Annotated in this window: 17 protein-coding genes; 1 reads left to right on the top strand and 16 read right to left on the bottom strand. The window is 34.5% G+C overall.

What is annotated here, in order from left to right; translation table 11 throughout:
* Positions 1-108: 108 nt before the first annotated feature.
* The 6 genes from ACNQGH_RS11280 to ACNQGH_RS11255 all read right to left on the bottom strand — a co-directional run bounded on the left by ACNQGH_RS11280 (position 109) and on the right by ACNQGH_RS11255 (position 5120).
* On the bottom strand, positions 109-1482 hold the full coding sequence (locus ACNQGH_RS11280) for an OmpA family protein (RefSeq protein ID WP_417956110.1): 1374 nt from the start codon (positions 1480-1482) through the stop codon (positions 109-111).
* Between the two features lie 242 nt (positions 1483-1724).
* The gene (locus tag ACNQGH_RS11275; protein WP_417956109.1) at positions 1725-1877 is read right to left on the bottom strand and encodes a hypothetical protein; all 153 of its coding nucleotides are present in this window, start codon (positions 1875-1877) and stop codon (positions 1725-1727) included.
* A gap of 29 nt (positions 1878-1906) precedes the next feature.
* A complete protein-coding gene (locus tag ACNQGH_RS11270) occupies positions 1907-2380 on the bottom strand; it encodes a Dps family protein (RefSeq protein WP_417956108.1) in 474 nt (157 codons plus the stop codon).
* A 182-nt stretch (positions 2381-2562) separates the two neighbouring features.
* Entirely contained in the window at positions 2563-3540 is a 978-nt protein-coding gene (locus ACNQGH_RS11265) for an MlaD family protein (protein ID WP_417956107.1), read from the bottom strand.
* A 3-nt stretch (positions 3541-3543) separates the two neighbouring features.
* Positions 3544-4323 (bottom strand): ABC transporter ATP-binding protein, encoded by a 780-nt coding sequence (locus tag ACNQGH_RS11260; RefSeq protein WP_417956106.1) that lies wholly within the window; start codon positions 4321-4323, stop codon positions 3544-3546.
* Between the two features lie 2 nt (positions 4324-4325).
* Positions 4326-5120: an MlaE family ABC transporter permease gene (locus ACNQGH_RS11255; RefSeq protein ID WP_417956105.1), complete on the bottom strand. Its 795-nt coding sequence runs from the start codon at positions 5118-5120 to the stop codon at positions 4326-4328.
* A 375-nt stretch (positions 5121-5495) separates the two neighbouring features.
* Between ACNQGH_RS11255 and ACNQGH_RS11250 the strand changes: the two genes are divergently transcribed.
* Positions 5496-6101, top strand: coding sequence for a 2,3-bisphosphoglycerate-dependent phosphoglycerate mutase (locus tag ACNQGH_RS11250; protein ID WP_417956104.1), 606 nt, complete (start codon positions 5496-5498; stop codon positions 6099-6101).
* Positions 6102-6109: 8 nt separating this feature from the next.
* On the opposite strand, the gene ACNQGH_RS11245 is transcribed toward ACNQGH_RS11250, so the two are convergent.
* The 10 genes from ACNQGH_RS11245 to ACNQGH_RS11200 form a co-directional block, all read right to left on the bottom strand.
* Positions 6110-7171 (bottom strand): class I fructose-bisphosphate aldolase, encoded by a 1062-nt coding sequence (locus tag ACNQGH_RS11245; RefSeq protein WP_417956103.1) that lies wholly within the window; start codon positions 7169-7171, stop codon positions 6110-6112.
* A gap of 47 nt (positions 7172-7218) precedes the next feature.
* Positions 7219-8307, bottom strand: coding sequence for an alkene reductase (locus ACNQGH_RS11240; protein ID WP_417956102.1), 1089 nt, complete (start codon positions 8305-8307; stop codon positions 7219-7221).
* Between the two features lie 708 nt (positions 8308-9015).
* Positions 9016-9333, bottom strand: coding sequence for a DUF892 family protein (locus ACNQGH_RS11235; protein WP_417956101.1), 318 nt, complete (start codon positions 9331-9333; stop codon positions 9016-9018).
* Between the two features lie 354 nt (positions 9334-9687).
* A complete protein-coding gene (locus ACNQGH_RS11230) occupies positions 9688-10680 on the bottom strand; it encodes a 2-hydroxyacid dehydrogenase (RefSeq protein ID WP_417956100.1) in 993 nt (330 codons plus the stop codon).
* A 30-nt stretch (positions 10681-10710) separates the two neighbouring features.
* Positions 10711-10884, bottom strand: a complete 174-nt coding sequence (locus tag ACNQGH_RS11225) for a hypothetical protein (protein ID WP_417956099.1) — start codon at positions 10882-10884, stop codon at positions 10711-10713.
* Between the two features lie 432 nt (positions 10885-11316).
* Positions 11317-11511 (bottom strand): hypothetical protein, encoded by a 195-nt coding sequence (locus tag ACNQGH_RS11220; protein WP_417956098.1) that lies wholly within the window; start codon positions 11509-11511, stop codon positions 11317-11319.
* Between the two features lie 103 nt (positions 11512-11614).
* Positions 11615-11800 (bottom strand): Thivi_2564 family membrane protein, encoded by a 186-nt coding sequence (locus ACNQGH_RS11215; protein ID WP_417956097.1) that lies wholly within the window; start codon positions 11798-11800, stop codon positions 11615-11617.
* Positions 11801-12073: 273 nt separating this feature from the next.
* Positions 12074-12748, bottom strand: a complete 675-nt coding sequence (locus ACNQGH_RS11210) for a hypothetical protein (protein ID WP_417956096.1) — start codon at positions 12746-12748, stop codon at positions 12074-12076.
* Positions 12749-13097: 349 nt separating this feature from the next.
* Positions 13098-13931 (bottom strand): ice-binding protein, encoded by an 834-nt coding sequence (locus tag ACNQGH_RS11205; RefSeq protein ID WP_417956095.1) that lies wholly within the window; start codon positions 13929-13931, stop codon positions 13098-13100.
* 208 nt (positions 13932-14139) lie between these two features.
* On the bottom strand, positions 14140-18423 hold the full coding sequence (locus tag ACNQGH_RS11200) for a CheR family methyltransferase (protein WP_417956094.1): 4284 nt from the start codon (positions 18421-18423) through the stop codon (positions 14140-14142).
* Positions 18424-18473: the final 50 nt, after the last annotated feature.

The raw sequence follows: 18473 nt of genomic DNA, 5'->3' as shown, positions 1-18473 counted from the left end.
TTATAATTATCCAAAAAGCCAACACCTTTAATTTCTGGACACAAAAAAGGGCCGTTGTCACCAACAGCCCTTACCTAACCAAAAAAACCCAACCTAATCTTATATTCTTTAGTAGTTCATTTTCAACTCTACTCTTCTATTTTTGGCACGACCTAAAGCAGTTTTGTTACTGGCAATTGGTTTGCTTTCACCATAACCTATCGCTGTCAATCTAGAGGCTGCAATACCTTTTTCCATTAAATAATTTTTAACGGATTCGGTACGTTTTTGAGATAATTCTAAATTGAATGCATCGCTACCATTGCTATCGGCATGTCCTTCGATTACCAAGTTAGAAGCTTGATATTTATTAATTAAGTTTACTAATTCGTCCAATTGAACTAAGGAAGCAACTTTTAATTTTTCACTATTGTTTTCGAAGAAAATTTTACTACCTAAATAGGTAATTCTTTGTATGTCTTGTTTAGTAATTTCAGGACATCCTTTATTTTCGATAGTTCCTTTAACAGTAGGACAACGGTCATCCTTATCAGCTACGCCATCACCGTCAGAATCAGGACATCCATTTAAACTTAATGGACCTGCAACATCTGGACAACGGTCTAAATCATTTGTTACTCCATCTTTATCATTATCCATTGGACAACCTGTGGCATCAACTTTAGTTCCCATTTTAGTATCAGGACATTTATCGTTGCTATCAGTAACGCCATCATTATCAGTATCAGGACAACCATTTAAGGCAGCAGTTCCTGCGACATTCGGACAGCCGTCTAAATAATCGGCCACACCATCTTTGTCATTATCTAAAGGGCATCCATTTGCATCTACTGAAACACCAACCGGAGTTCCAGGACAAGTATCATTACGATCCGAAACGCCATCATTATCAGCATCTTTTTTGTCCCCAAAATTGAAAGTCAAACCAGCCATGTGTGATAAGTAAGCGTCTTTTTTGCCTGCAATAACGCCATCTCTTCTGTCTTTATTTGAAAAACTGAAGGTTTCTTGTAGATTAAGCATGATTCCAGGACTCAATCTGAAATTTAATCCACCCCCTGCAGTAGGTAAGGCATAATCAATTCTATCTTGGTCAAAATTTAAATCTTTATCAAATAACATAGCGCCAACTCCTACAAATGCATAAGGTCTTACTATAGATTCTGGTCCAGTCATATTAAATCTTAAATTTAATGCTACTGAATTGAAATCACTCTTGAAACTTCCTGAAAGACTATTGTAACCAATTGTTCCTTTTGAAGCCAGAAAATTTAAATCAAAATAACGGCCTAAATACCTCGATAGAGATATACCGCCAAAACCATAAAACGCTTTATCCGTTTTGTAAAAATTATTACCAAGATCCCCTTGGTATTGTGTGATACCACTATGAAGACCGATATTCCATTTTTTGTCTTCAGTCTGTGCTTTTGAGGCTATTGTAAATGCTAAACAAGTACAAAGTAGTAGGATTTTTTTCATTTTAATTATTGTTTTTATTAATTAATACAAAGGTGATTAAGATGGAATCGTATATTGTTATAGAACTTTGTCAATAAGTTTCATGATTCCCACATTTTGATTTTTGTGTTTTTAGTTCAAAAAAAGAACTATTAAAAAACTAATTTTCTAACCGCTCTGGGAGTGAGGCTAGGAATATGTTTTTATAATAGTTCTAATTTAAATATTCAAAAAAAGCGTAAGAATTTGAATGAAGTAAATGACTAAAGCATCACGCAAGAGAGGTCTTCATCAAATTTCTCAAAGTCAGTTTCTGATATTGATTTATCTTCTTCAAAATATTTTTTTGCTGTAATTTTACCAACTTTACAATAACTCTTAGAGCCTGAGTAAATTTCGTTTTCTGATTTTTCCATTTTATTTGGGGTTAATTTTTTAATTTAAATTATTCTAAATATCTTCTTAAAGTCCAGGACATTGTTTCATGTAATTCCATTAAACCTGTTAGGAAGTCAGCAGTTCCGGCATCTTTATTTTGTTGCGCACTTAGGTCAATATCTTTTCGTAAATGAACAATAACCGTTTCATGATCTTCTAATAATTCTGTCAGCATGTCTTTTTGAGGAGGATACTGATTTGGAGATTCTTTAAGTATTGTGATATCCGAAAACTCTTTCATTGTTCCAATAGTTTTTCCGCCTAATTTGCCGATACGCTCCGCAATTTCATCGATTGATTCTTCTAATTGTCTGTATTGGCCTTCAAATAATTTATGAAGTTCCATAAAACTTTCGCCTGATATATTCCAATGAAATTTTCTTAACTTGATATATAGCGTCATTTCATTTGCTAAAACTGAAGAAAGAATCGTAGTGCTTTTTTTTAAATGTTCTTCCGTAATTCCAATTTGTGGTTTCATATTTTCTGAATTTTATTTACGTTAAAATAGTGTTTTTAATAGCGATAAATTTCTAAATTCTTGTCTTTGCGTTTTTAAATTCACGAGAGATCAACACTGAAAAATTCATATTGCAAAGATGAGAAGTGGGGGAAGAGGAAATGTTACATAACTTTTTAAAGAATTTACAAGATTCTCACATTTTATTTTTCCATCGCATTCTTTTTAGCTTCCTTGTTTTTCTTTTTAAAATAGCCTTTCAATAAAAAGTTATGTCTGACCGCCTCAAGATCTTCATCTAGTTTTTCAGAACTGCTTTCCAGATTTTTTATGGTCTTTTTTAAATTAGCTCCTGATTCCTCATCGTTTAACAAAACACCGATAGCAGTGTTGCGATTATTGCCTGCTTCTTTGAGATTATTCACAAATAAATTAGCAGTTTCAGTAATTCGATGTAATTGCAAAACTGATTTTTTTATCGAACTATAAACGATTGTATCGGTTACTAATTCATTGGCAAGAGTTCCTTTGTTATTTAGTTTAGAACTAAAATCATTCAGGGAACTGATTAGTTGCTTTGCTTTTGTGGAAGCATCATTAAGTGATACTGTCGCTGAATTTACATTGTTGTACAAGGTGTTGTCGTTCAGTAATTTTCCAACGGTTCCTTCACTTGTGGTTAGCTTTTTGCTGATTGTTTTAAAATCAGTTGTGATTGCCAACAGATTTTCATTGTTTTTCTGTAAAGTATTCAAAATATTCTCTGTAGAAAATGAATTCTCAACCGCTAAAGTATCTCCTTCTTTGACAGCATTGAATTGCGGAGTGCCTCCATAAATAACGATGACTTTATTTCCTATGAGTCCATCGGTACTTATTTTAGCCTTCGCATCTTTGCGAATATAATCTTGTGCTTTTTTTTCCACTTCTAAGCTCACCAAAACATGCGTTTTCCTATCGATATTTATAGTGCCTACCGTTCCTATTTTTACACCTGAAAACCAAACATTGTCGCCTTTTTGCAGTCCATTTACATTATCGAACAGCGCAACCAGCTCCATTTTCTTTTTGAAGGTTTCATGCAAATTGCCTACCATTAGAATCCCAACTATTAGAAATACTAATCCTAAAAAAATAAAAAGACCTACAATTACAGCGCGTTTATTTGGTGATTCATTCATGGTTTACTGTATAAAGTTATAAGCGAAAAACTGTTTGACCTGTTCATTATCTGTGCTTAAAACGGCTTCAAATGTTCCTACTTTCGAAAACGTACCATCGATTAGCATGGCAATGCGGTCACAGGTATTTTTTGCACAGGTAAGATCATGGGTAATAATAACGGAGCTGGTTTTATATTGCTGTTGTACCGCGATAATAAGCGTATTGATTTCAGCACACGTAATTGGATCTAAACCTGATGTAGGTTCGTCATACAACATTATTTCGGGTTTTAAAATCAAAGTACGGGCTATGCCTATTCTTTTGCGCTGTCCTCCGGAAAGGTCTGCAGGAAGTTCGTTTATTTTATCTTTTAAACCCACTGCATCCAATGCCTCTTCTACTGCATAATCTACCTGTTTTCGAGTGAGGTGTTTTACATTCATAGTTAATGGAAATGCCAGATTTTGATAGACATCCATACTGTCATATAAAGCACTGCTTTGAAATGAAAAGCCAATGCGTAGCCGCAGTTCATCTAATTCTTTCCCATTTAATTCAGTAATTTTTTTTCCTAATACGGTTACTTCTCCTTTGTCAGGTTTTAATAAACCCGCAATAATTTTGATTAATACTGATTTACCAGAGCCGGATTTGCCCAAAACGGCTATATTTTCGCCTCTGTAGATGTTTAAGTCAATGCCTTTTAAAACGTCCAGTTCGCCAAAGGATTTATACAATCCTTTGATGGTTATAACGGATTCTTCTTTATTGATACTATGTTGTATTTTGTCTTTTTCCATCTTTAAAAATATCGGATCCAATTAACCACCTGTACAATGACAACCTCTTCAAAAAAGATAAGAAATATGGCAAGTATAACTGCTTGATTGGTTGCTTTGCCAACGCCACGGGTTCCTTGTGTTGCAAAAAAACCTTTGTAACAGCCTATAATTCCTATTGTAAATCCATAAACAATAGATTTGATTACCGATGAAAAAATGTCCAGAAAAGAAATATTAGAAAAAGCATTTTTGTAAAAAATTTCCAAACTTGTCATCTCTTCATTATGAACATTGTAATACGAACCCAGTAGCCCTATAAAGCTGCAATACAATGCCAGTACGGGGATAGAAATTGTTGTAGCAATTACCCGGGTAACCACTAAGTATTTAAAAGGATTAATTGCTGAAACTTCCATCGCTTCAATTTGCTCCGTAACTTTCATGGAACCTAATTCGGCACTGATACTGGAACCCACTTTTCCTGCACAAATAAGTGCTGTTACCAATGGCCCTAAAGCTCTAACAATAGCGATCCCGATTAAGGATGGCAACCAGGAAACTGCTCCAAAAGTTTCCAATGAAGGCCGTGATTGTTTTGTAAAAACAACACCTACAATAAAACCGGTCAATGTTATTAGAGAAAGGGATTTTAATCCAATCTCGAAACACTGATTAATAATTTCACGCCAATGAAAAGGAAGTATAAATGCTTCTTTAAAAAAACGAATTGTAAATTGATAGCCTTTGTGAACGCCTTCTAAATAGGAATCAATTCCTTTTGAAAATAAATATTTCTTTGTGTCGAGAGTATTCATTTTGGAGCGTTTCTATTGTGTTAATATTCGACCGCTTTATTCTGTTTCACCTAAAAAAGGGTTCACTTCTAATTGGATTGTATTTCTAACGAATAGCATTATAAATTTACAAAAATAAATTACACGAAGCCTTTTTTTATACTTATATGGTATTTATAATCAGTATTTTATAATTTGTTTTCCGATGCTTTAGTTTTTGATAAGCATGATTTTTTTTGTCTAATAAAAATAGATTAATAGTTTTTTACCGTTATAATACCGATATTGGTATGCTATAAAAGAGCATTAGTTTTTATGTTTTTTTGAGGATTATTTAATTTTTTTTTGCGTGTTTAGTAATGTTTCCTCTAAAAATGAAACAGTAAATAACAAAATATGGCTTTATTGGCACTTATTCGGCACGGGCAGTCTGCTTATAATTTGGAGAATCGTTTTACTGGAAATCTGGATGTAGCGCTGACTTCTTTGGGAGAAGAGGAAGCAAAGCTTGCAGGAATCAGGTTAAAAGACCTCAATTTTTCTTGTGCTTACACTTCAGGATTGAAAAGAGCGGGAGAGTCTTTAAGAATTATCTTAGAAACAATGCAACAAACTCATATTCCTGTCATTAAGAATGAAGCATTAAACGAAAGAATGTATGGAAGTTTACAGGGACTTAACAAGGCAGAAGTAGCAAAAAAATATGGAGAAAATCAGTTGGAAATATGGAGGAGAAGTTATGAAGTTCGTCCTCCTGATGGTGAAAGTTTAGAAGATACTTACAATAGAATTGTACCCTATTATAAGCAGGAAATGGAGCCAAAGCTAAAATCCGGTAAAAATATTTTGATAGTGGCTCATGGGAATAGTCTCAGGGCTTTAATGATGTATTTAGAAAATATCAGCCCGATAGCGATTGTCAAAATAAGCATTCCTACCGGAACGCCCAGACTTTACGATTTAGATGACAATCTAAAGATTAGAAGTGTGAAATATTTATAAATCAAAGATTAAGCTATTGAAACTTCTTTTGCCAGGTAAATTTCCTGTACTGCATTGATGAGGTTTACGCCTTCACTAAAGGGCCGCTGAAAAGCTTTTCTTCCCATAATCATTCCGGCTCCGCCGGCACGTTTGTTTATCACTGCTGTTTTTATAGCTTCTGCCAAATCGGTTTCACCTTTCGATTCTCCGCCTGAATTAATCATAGCGATGCGTCCCGAGTAACAATTCATTACCTGGTAGCGGCATAAATCTATAGGATGGTCACTGGCTAATTTGGTGTACATATCCGGATTTGTTTTGGCAAATTTTATCGACGTAAAACCACCATTGCCAGTTGGTAATTTTTGTTTAATAATATCCGCCTGAATCGAAACCCCTAAATAATTGGCCTGCCCCGTAATATCAGCCGCTGTATTATAGTCGATACCGTCTTTTATAAAGCCATCATTTCTGGCATAGCACCAAAGAATTGTCGCCATACCCAAATTATGGGCTTCTTCAAAAGCCTTTGCTATTTCTATAATTTGCCTGTCCGATTCGGCGGAGCCAAAGTAAACGGTTGCACCCACGGCCACTGCTCCCATGTTCCAGGCATCTCGGACACTCCCAAACAAAATTTGATCGTATTTATTGGGGTAAGTCATCAGTTCATTGTGATTGAGTTTTACCACAAACGGAATTTTATGGGCATATTTTCTGGATAACATCGCAAGACTGCCCATGGTAGATGCCACTGCATTACAATCTGCTTCAATGGCTAATTTTACGATATTTTCCGGATCGAAATAAATGGGGTTTGGAGAAAAAGAACTTCCTGCGGTATGCTCAATGCCTTGATCCACAGGTAAAATAGAAATATAGCCCGTGCCGCTGAGCCGGCCATTGTCGTATAGCTGTGTCAAACTTCGAATAGTTTGCCCATTGCGATTACTTTGCAAAAAAATACTATCGATATGAGATGGGTTAGGTAAATGCATTTGATCTTTCGAAATAGTTTTACAACTATGATTCAATAACGAATCTTTTTCATCGCCTAATAAAGCTAACAATTGGGATATATCTTTCATTTTGACTTTGATTTGAATGGATTTTTAAACATTGTTTACAGCCAAGCTTATTCTTTATAAACCGGATAATCAGTATATCCTTTCTCGTCAGCAGTATAAAATAAATCGGTATCAAGATCTTGTGATAAAGGCCAATTATTTTTGAATCGTTCCACCAGATCAGGATTATTAATAAACGGACGACCAAAAGCGATGAGGTCTGTAAGTCCGCTTTCAATTTCCGCTTCAGCGCTTTCCCTGTCATAGCCACCACAAAGAATCAGGGCGTTTTTGAAATTATGGCGTATCAATTTTTTAATTTCTAAAGGAACAGGGGGCGCCCCCATAGCGGAGTGATCTACAAGATGTAGGTAGGCTATGTCCAGTTTATTGAGTTCTTTCGATAAGTAATCGTAAGTGGCGTTGATCTCAGGATAGTGAGGCATATCACTAGCCACTCCATAAGGAGATAAGCGGATACCCGTTTTTTCTTTTCCAATGGCATTTGCGACAGCCGCTACCACTTCAATCACAAAACGACACCGGTTTTCAATACTTCCACCGTAATTATCTGTACGGATGTTACTTACAGGCGAAAGGAATTCTTCTAATAAATAACCATTAGCCGAATGCAATTCCACACCATCAAATCCTGCAAATAAAGCATTTTCTGAGGCGGCAACATATTCTGTCCTGGCATGCAAAATTTCCTGAGGGGTCATTTCTTTTGGAACAACAAAGTCTTGCAGTCCTTTCAGGTCAGTCCACATTTGTCCAGCCGCTTTTATCTGGGAAGGGGCAAGGATATGAGCATCTTTATGCATATTAAGGGGATGGCTAATTCGTCCGGAGTGCATCAATTGGACAAATATTTTTCCTCCATTTTTATGAACTGCCGTTGTTGTTTTCTTCCAGCCCTGCACTTGAAGTTCACTAAAGATTCCGGGAATTCTGGCATATCCAAGACCGTTAGGGGATGGTGATGTACCTTCCGTTATTATTAATCCAGCACTGCAACGTTGTTTATAGTATTCGGACATCAGTTCATTAGGAATATTATCAATAGCCCTGCATCTTGTCATAGGTGCCATAACAATTCTATTTTTCAACGTTAAGGAACCTACTTTTTTTTGTATAAATAGTTCGTATGTTTTCATGTTTTTTGTTCTTAGATTGCTATTATAAAGGTAATTATATTTAATGACTTACGGATTTAAAATACTTGTTAAAATGACGTATAAATCATGAAATAAACCCATGATAATTGAAAATTTCCAAGTTGAGCAATTGGTTTTAGGATGTTTTCTTTTAGAAATCATTCCAACGAAGCACAATCGTTTCTAAGAATTTAAGGCGTAATCTGTTATCTATTTGGATAGTTTTTTTATTTTCAGGAGATCCACTTTGAGAATTAATAAAGCTTTGTTTTATATTTCTCGTTGGTACAATAATTTTTAGACGAGATCCTCTAAGCATTTCTTAATAAATAAAATGCAGCATGTCACTTTCATTAAAATTGGTGCGGATCTTATTTAAATTACGCTCCAAAAATTAAGTTAGATAACATTCTTTTTTTAGATTTGATTAACGTTATTAAGCTCGTGTACCAATTCGTTGGTCATGGGCGGAAGATTGGAAAGCTCCTATGTTCTTGATGTCGTTTCGCCAATCTGGCAAATCAGAAAAGAATACTATCTAACAAAATTGTATGATTGTTTTTATTATAATCAAGCCTATATATATATATATAGGATTTGAAAGATTGCTAACACCAATGAATGCGTTTCGTGCCTACTTCTTTGCCTATATTAGTAATTTAGGAGATATATTTTTTGTTATTTAGAATAATTTAAATTCTATTTATTTTATTTTCCTGGCGCGATTGATCCGTACATTGCTTCGTATTTTAACATAATATCACCTTGGCCAATAGAAGTAAAGAAAAATTCTAACCGTTGTATATGTTCTTGCGTAAATTGCAGGTGCACTTGGAGCGCATCCCTTAATTCATCAGTTGCTGCATTTTTAATCATTACGGGAATGGATATGATAAGCGATTTTTCAGTAAAGTAAATTTCTTTTAATTCCTCTACAAAAATGTTGCGGCAATTTTCTTTTGTCTCCGATATATTGTTTTCTGAATTTCCTCTACCTTTATCAGTTTTGGTGATTGTACTTTTCATTTGTGTCTATTTAATTGTTGTATAATTTTAAAAAGTGTAAAGTTGAGTCTTAAAACTGTTTAATCTTTTACAGAATTTAAACAATGAATTACAACTTTCACATATTTGCATAAAAAAAGGTTGTAAAAAAAGAATTTGATTTTTAATCAGAAATAAATCGCTGTCATTCGTACGTTTTATATTTTGCTGATTTTTATAAAAAAAACAGTTATAAACTATTCCACTGCATTATTATTTCGCAATCAAATTCTTTTTTTTGAACAACCTCTTTTTTAATTAAAGAGTTATCCTATTCGCTATTTTGTTCTCCGCCATAATTGCATGGCGAGTTCAACAATTAATCATGTTTTAGTATTATAGTTTCACCTCATTTTCCAATGGTAATCTATTTTCAAAATCTGTAAAATTTTTCAACGTAGTTAAAGCAATTTGGTTTAATGCTTCCTTGGTAAAAAAGCCTTGATGGGGTGTAATCAAAACATTATGAAAAGCCATTAATCTTTCTATTAAATCATCTTTAACGATACTTTCAGACAAATCATTAAAAAACAGATTCTCTTCCTGTTCATAAACGTCTATTCCTAAATAGCCTAATTGTTCTTTTTTTAATGCTTCAATTGCATCTGATGTTTTAATTAAGGCGCCTCGGCTGGTATTAATAAGCATAGCCCCTTTTTTTATTTTAGAAAAGGCTTCACTGTTAAAAAGATGTTTTGTATTGGCAGTAAGCGGACAATGGAGGGAGATTATATCAGCGGCTTCAACTACTTCGTTCAATGCTTTATATTTGACCCCTTTTGCTATTAATTTCTCGGATTTCGTTATGTCATAAGCAATGACTTTACATCCAAAACCTAACATTATTTGGCAAAAAGCAGCGCCTATTTTTCCTGTTCCGATTACACCTACCGTTTTCTCGTAAAGATTAAATCCGGTCAGATTTTCCAATGAAAAATTACTTTCTCTAACTCTATTGTAGGCTTTATGCGTTTTCCTGTTCAAAGTCAAAATTAATGCTACAGCATGTTCTGCAACGGCTTGCGGAGAATAGGCTGGAACTCTCAGTATTTTAATATTTTGTTTTGCAGCAGCTTCAAGGTCTACATTGTTAAAACCTGCGCAACGCAAATCAATAAGTTTAATTCCAATATCCGATAATTTATCAATTGCTTTTTTATCGATTTTATCATTTACAAATATGCAAACGCCTTCAAATCCTATAGCCAAATTTGTAGTATCGGCATCTAAAGGTGCTTCAAAATAGATTAGTTCATGTGTATTTCCAATATTAAACCGATCAAGGTATTCGCGATCATAGGGTTTGGTACTAAATACGGCTATTTTCATAGTATAATTTTATATTTATTCCTTTAAGTGCTACCAATTGGTTCTTTTATTTTGAAACATTCTCTGGATGAATATCAGTTTATGGTCATTTTTATTAAAAGCATATTCTATAGGAGGATCAATAGGATGGCCTGGAAAATTAATTTTTTCTTTCTTTTTGAACGTAACAATATTTATTTTCGGAATGTTGATTGTTTTTTTCATATGCTTAATATTCAGGATACTAAGTTGAGATTAATTTTCGTAAAATGTGTTATATAATTCTTATAAAGAGTTACATGATTCCCATTTTTATGTATTGATACTTTTTTTGTCTTTAAGATTTGGAAATCAAATTTTTTTGGTTGAAAAATAAAATAATTTGATTTTTTAAGTGAAATTTAAAAAAATAAAAGTCAGGAATAAATGGAGTTTCAGTAAATAAATTTGATAAAGAATCAAATTTTTAATAAAATCTCTCTGAACTTTTTTAAATTCAGAGAGATTTATTTTGTACTACACTTGTCAGTATTCCATTTGGAGGAATCCGTCCCATTTCTTGAAGAAAAGTTGGGGATTAATTGTAATCAGAATCTTTTTATGCAAGTCTGATCAAATCTATTTTGCATTACTATAACCGGACTGAGAGAAACTGGGCTATGATTCATCTTTTGTTGTACGTACTAAGCTAATTCCGGAAACGAAGAAAATGATACCGAGTACACCATAAATAATTAGCGATTTAACATCTCTCGTTTCGCCTGAAGTATCAGCAAAGATAACTGCAGTGTAAATAAGGCCACCAATTCCGAGGGCGGTAAGTAACGCCCCAAAGATTCTTTTAAGATTCATAATTTTTAGTTTTAAGATTTATTTAAATTTAATTTTTCATCAGGATTATTGTTTTGAGACGATTCGATTTCAGAACCGCTATTTGAATAATGCGGTATGATTTTTATACATGTATTCCCATCAGGTCATCGAAAAGTCCAAATACTTTGAGAAGCCAAATAATCACAACAATCACCACAACAATGTTAAATATTTTTTTTATTGTACTATCCATTGGAATATAGGTATTGACAAGCCAAAGCAGAAAGCCTACAATAATCAGTACAAGTAATACGGTGAATAACGACATAAAAAATGATTTAGATGTTAAGTAAAAGTATTCCGGCTGGTTCAAGAAAGCATTATATAATTTAAAAAATAAGTTATATTATTCACATATTCAATACGATGTAATAGTGCAGTTCGGAAAAAGATTGTGCTATCTTTCTCTCTGGTTTATAAAAGCTTGGCTTTTCTAATTAAATTCATTTTTTGCAAAAGGTATTTTTATATTTTTTTGTTTTACCTTCATGACTTTGCTTGTTTTCCGCCGATATGAATTTTATTGAAATAATATTCAATTTTATTTTGAAGATTTTGTAATGATTCTTGGTTTAAATTTTTCTGGAAATTGTTTAATGATGCCATCTGCAAGCATGTCTGACATTTCAAGAATTTCATTGTGCACTTTATCGTAAGCAATAACATCAGCATCATAATTTTTTTTGATGCGTTGTACTGCTTCATTGGTAGTTAGTTTGAGGTGGTCATTCATCATCATTTTCATATCCGCTAAAGCCCATTTGGGATTTGCTTTGCAGAGAAATTCTGATATTTCGTCAGCGTTGGCGTACCAGCTTTTATTAGCTTTATTTAGAGCAGCAGTGTTTCCGGCTTCTGCCGCATTGACTACTTCTGCTGAAATGTTGATGTGTGCCTTGAGTAATTTTGTTAATTTATTTCCGGCATCTTCTCCGTAGTATGGTTTAATAGCATTACCAATGTCAACCTGATTTTGGAGCAGCCGCTTTACTGCCTGATCAGTTCCGGGAAGTTCATCCACAAGACATAAGATAACATTGCGAGTCCATGTTACATGGTCTTCCCAAAGTTTTCGCATGTTTGTTCGCAGCGTGGCAGCGCTTGCTACCGAAACTGTTTTTTTGCTTCCCATTTTCATTTGTCCGAATGAAGGGCAGGAGGTAAGGACTGCCATCATCAGCAGGATTGCAGAAAGTAGTGAGGTTGTTTTTTTCATTTTGTGAAGTTTTATTGATTTATAATTATTGAAAATAGTATTTAATGAATGTTTCTGTTACGGCATCACTCTCAATAATAAAATAAAACGCCGTAATTAGGTGTAATTCCTTGGAAGAATAAATGTACGAAATAATTTAGTAATATAAAGGTAAGTTGTTTGTCTTAAAGTGGTTATGGTTGTAAGGGTGATTTTTACAGGGATAACCCCTGGTCTTTGCAATGCTGTTTTCTGACAATAAAAAAGCGGCTGCTTACTTAGCACCGCTCTTTTATTCATTTGTCTGTCCCCGTCTTGAAATAAAAAAAGACTATACGGGCAGCCTCTTTGAAAATTAATTTTTTTTAATCTATTGCGGTTGAGTAACAGCATTCATTTGCAATGTTACTGCTGTTTGTGCCAGAAGTCTTCCGTTTATTGTTGCTTCAGTCTGTAAATTAATACCTGTCATTCCTAATATGTTTCCTTCAAAATGGCTAGTAGTTCCACAGGTAACAGCATCTGAAACTACCCAGAAAATATTTTTGGCTTGTACGCCTCCGGTTAATGTCATTCTAACGGCAGAACTCAATTTAAGGGTTCCGGCTATTTGAAAAATAAAAACATCAGTTGGACTACCGGAAATAGTTATGTCAGTTGGAATATTTAGCGCAGTTGTCCATTTATACAGCCCTGGCGTTAGTGTTTTTCCACCAATATTTCCAGCTCCTAAATTTAGAAAATCAGGATTAATTCGTCCTGCCGCGTCAGTATATGCGGTCTGCATATCACCAATCGCTGTCGTTAATCGTGTTGCGTTCGTTACACTACAAGGAAGTGGGCCCGCTGCATCAACAGTATAGATTGTTCCTACTACTTCTGTGCATCTTACTAGTATGGCAGCTCCCGTTATTGGGCTTGAACCTATATCACCGGTAATAGCTGATTTGTATACATCTGTAATTCCTGTTTTTGACAGAATCGCAAAATCTCCTGCAATACCAAGATTTACTCCAGTCAATGAACCAACTTCTGGCGCTATAGTATACGTTTCATTAACGGCATTTATAGCAGAAGTTGGATTGTTGGATTTTGCAACTGCAGCCCCATTAGAGGTTGAATCCTCATTCATTTCGTTAGTGCAGCCAGTCAAAAAAACTACAAGTAGTATGGCTAGAGTAGGTAATGCATTTTTAAATTTCATAACTTTGTTATTTAATTAGTGACTTATTTATCACAAAACAAAGGTGAATCCTTAATCCTTAACTATGTTATAGGATTACAGGCAAAAGTTATAGCATTACACTTTTCTTAAGTGAAAACACATTTTCAGGTTGTTGATAATGAAGATTAATGGCACCGGTATTTTTGTAGATTGGGTTTTACAATAATCGTTGGAAACGTTTTTGTTTTTAGGCCTTTTTTGTTAACTCAACAATTTTATTGAATAATAATTTTTCATCGATTGGTTTAGCGATATAATCATCCATACCCACTGCTTTACATTTTCCCAAATCAACGGTGGTAACATCAGCAGTCAGTGCGATGATCGGGATTTTTGAATTCAGGGTATTACGGATGTATTCGGTGGCTTCAAATCCATTCATTACCGGCATTTGGAGGTCCATTAAAACAATATCATACGATTTTGCCTGTAGTTTTTCGATGGCAATTTTTCCATTATCAGCAATATCCTGTTCAAATCCAAAATCATCCAATATTGTTTTCATCAAGAGTTGATTGAGCGCCATGTCTTCTACGACCAATACTTTTATGTTTTTTGTGGCTGTTGTATCGAATCCGATTAAATGAGTTTCTGACTCAGCACGTTTTTTTGTTTTTTGAAAAGGTAAAGTAAAACTAAAAGTAGAACCTTCATTAATTTTACTTTTGACGCGGATACTTCCTCCTTGTGATGTTACTAACTGCTTCACGATGGCCAGCCCTAAACCAGTCCCACCATATAGACTGGAAGTTCCGTTGGTGGACTGTTGAAAGTTTTCAAATATTAAATCTATATTATCCTTTGGAATGCCAATTCCACTGTCGGTAATTGCAAATTCTATAATTACTTTTTCTTCATCTTCAAACAGTAAATTGACATTAACCAGAATGCTACCTTTTGAGGTAAATTTCACTGCATTACTTACCAAATTTAAAATAATCTGATGCAATCGAATAGAATCCCCAAGAAGTACATCAGGTATTTTTTTATCATAATTGACAACTAATTTTAAATTTTTTTCCTGAATTTTTGTCTCAAATAATTGGAGCATTGAAGATATGGAAACCGCCATTTTGAAAGGTTTTTTTTCAAAAATCATTTTACCTGCATCTACTTTTGCTAAATCGAGTATGTCATTAATCAATGCAATTAATGTATCACCACTCAATTTAATTGCATTTAAATATTCTTTTTGTTTTTCTGATAAATCTGTTTTTAAGATCACTCTGGTAAATCCAATAATTGCATTCATGGGAGTCCGGATTTCATGACTCATGTTTGATAAAAACTGCTGCTTTGCTTTCATTGCATCTTCCGCAGTTCGCGTGGCTTCTTCTGCTTTACTTTTTGCTTCTTCGGCTATTAAAGTGGCCAGTTCTGCAAATACTTTTGATTCTATTAATTCGGATTCGATTCTTTTTTGGTCCGTAATATCTATTAAAGTGTTAATACAACCTGATAATTTTCCGTCTTCATCAAAAATTGGCCTCGGATTCGGCAGTACAAAACGTTTTTCACCATTAGGCCGCTCAACAATAATTTCCTGCTCCAGCACTGCGCGTTCTTCTTTTAACGCTATTGCCATAGGGCATTGGTCTAAAGGAAGAGAAGAGCCATCCGTATTTGAAATTTGAAAGGAACCGCACCACAGGTCTTTACCAATCTCAGGTTTACGCCCCCAGAGTTCGACGGCCGCTTTATTGTATAACTGTATGTATCCATTGTTATCACAGGTATAAACTGCTACAGGTAAACTCTGAATCAGGTTACGGTAGTATTTTTTACTGTCCTGAATCCTTTTTAATGCTTTTTTCTCCGCCTCAAGCTGCTCAACTAAAGCGATGTTCTCTTTTGCCTGAAGTTCGATTGCCAATTTTCTTATATCGGTAACATCAGCAATAGCAAGGAGGATTAATTGTTCGCTATTAACTTTTTGAACAATAAGATGTGCATTGAGCAACATTATTTTTTCTCCTATTTCAGAAAAAGTGTGGGTAACCTCGAAATTTTCGAAGCTACTATTTTTGGCAATTATTTCATTTAGGATCTCACGGAGTTTTGGAATATTCCATTGTTCATTTCCTAAATCAAATAACAATTTCCCTTCGGTTTCTTCTTTATTAACCAGGAATTTTTTATAAAAAGACGTGTTGGCTGATATTACATGGAAATTCTTATTCAGAATAAGCATTGGTTCATGAATGGTCGCAATAATTGCTTCTGAATATTCATGTGATTCGGTTAATAAATCATGGCGCATCTGTAATTCCTGGTTGGTAGAAACAAGCTCTTCATTAGTGGCTTCGATTTCTTCTTTTGAGGTCTCCAATTCTTCATTCAAGGTCTGGAATTCTTCGTTTGAGGACACGATTTCTTCATTTGCGGCCTGTAATTCCTCATAAATATTTTCTTGCGTTTCAATGATAGCAATCATTTCAGCGCGCGTTGTATTCAGTTCTTCAGTCAGTTTTTTTATTTTTAAGTCTTTGAGTGTTGCAGTGTTTTTCTTAACTGAATCAGATTCGATAAATTTTTCTATCGCTTCCTGTGGCTTAAAAACAATGAGTAACAGAGGTTCTTCCCACTCAATTTTTAGGGGACTAACTTCAAAAGACATTAATCGTAAAACGGAATCGATTTTTATTTCAATGCCCGATTTGTACACAGATTGCTTTGTTTCGATTGCTTTATTGATCGCATTGCGGAGTTCAAAAGCAAATTCCGGTCGGGCCATTTTTAAAATATTAAGGCTGGCTTTACCCGATGTATGTTCAAGGTAAGAAGAGACAGGACCTCTAAACTGGAGGATTTCCATGTCTTTGTTAACTACTGCACATGCCGGCATATAAATGGAGAGAAGTGTTGAATCAATGGCGTTTTCAATACTTTCCTGATTTACACTTACGCTTTTAGAAGGAGTAGTTGTTTTTTTACTGGATATCGTTGTACGTGTAAAGCGAGGTGTTAATTCAAGTATCTTTCTCACGCCCAAATTATTTTTTCGGAAATAGATTTTAAATTTATTATTTATCAGAGTAAAAAGCTGGGAGGTTGTTCCGATGCTTTCTGCTTTACCTAGCATTAAGTACCCTCCGTCATTCAATGCAAAATGTAGAGATGCGAAGACTTTCTTCTGGGCGGCTGAATCAAAATAAATTAGGAGATTACAGCAGCTTACAAAATCCATGCGCGAAAAAGGAGGATCTCGTAAAATATTGTGAGGTGCAAATATGCACATTTCACGAAGTTCTTTAACAATACGGTAATTATCACCCAATTTAGTAAAAAAACGAGACAAATATTTTTTAGGAATAGATTCCACATCACTTTGGGAATATTCTCCATTGCGTGCCTCTCTTATAGCCTCTTCGCTTAAGTCAGTTGCAAAAATTTGGACCGGGATTTTATCCGTTTTATTATCCTGCAATTCGGCAATAATCATTGCAATAGAATAGGCTTCCTGCCCTGTAGAACATGCCGGAACCCATATTCGCAGTGTTTCTTCGGCTGTTTTACTCTTTATAAGCTTTGGTAAAAGAGTGGTCTTTAGAAATTGAAAGGTTTCTGTTTCTCTAAAAAAGCTGGTCACATTAATTAACAAGTCGGTGTAAAGAATTTCAATTTCATTATTTTTTTTGAGTAAAAGCTGTACATATTCCTGTATCGTTTTTATTCCATGTTGCTGCATTTTATGGCTTATTCGCCTTTTAATAGTGGGCATTTTATAGTGGCTAAAATCCACACCAGTTTCTTTGAGCAATAATTCAAAAATGGTATTTATATCGTAGTTGTTATTTACAACAGTAATTTCTTTTGTTTGCTCCTTTTCTTTAGCCTCATTTATAGGAACACCATTTTTACTGATGCGCACTAATTCGGACGCAATTTCCTCAGGAGATAATATAAAGTCCACTACGCCTGAAGAAATAGCCGCATTTGGCATACTACTGGCTTGAGCTGTATCATCCTGTGCGAAGGTTATTCCTCCGGCATCTTTAATAGCTTTGAGCCCAATCATACCGTCACTGGCATAACCGGAGAGAACCACTCCAATAACATTTTCTCTATGAGTTTCGGCAAGCGAGGAAAAGAGAAGATCGATCGTCAGATTCGGAATGTTATTTTTAATGCGGGGAAGCAATCGAATGTGTCCGTTAATTACCTCAATAACTTTATTGGGTGGAATTACATAAACATTATTGGGTTCCATTTTTTCCATGTTATCAATTTCCTGCACTTTCATTTTTGTAATCTTGGAAAGAATTGAAGTCAGTAAACTTTTATGGTCAGGACTTAGGTGTTGGACATAAATATACGCCATACCGGTGTCAGCTGGTAATTTTTTTAATAAAAGGCTAAAAGCTTCGAGTCCTCCGGCTGATGCGCCGATGGCTACAACAGTAAAGGAGTTTTTTTTGTTTTCCTTTTCTGGTGTCAATTTATTCGGAGTGGATTTTTTAGCTGATTTCATAATATATTAAATGGGTATTTAATTTATAGGATTGACTATAAATTTTTTGT

Origin of the sequence: Flavobacterium kochi (assembly GCF_048286715.1) — a bacterium.
Taxonomy (GTDB): domain Bacteria; phylum Bacteroidota; class Bacteroidia; order Flavobacteriales; family Flavobacteriaceae; genus Flavobacterium.
The sequence above is the reverse complement of the archived record's forward strand: the minus strand, read 5'-3'. Positions and strand labels throughout refer to the sequence as shown.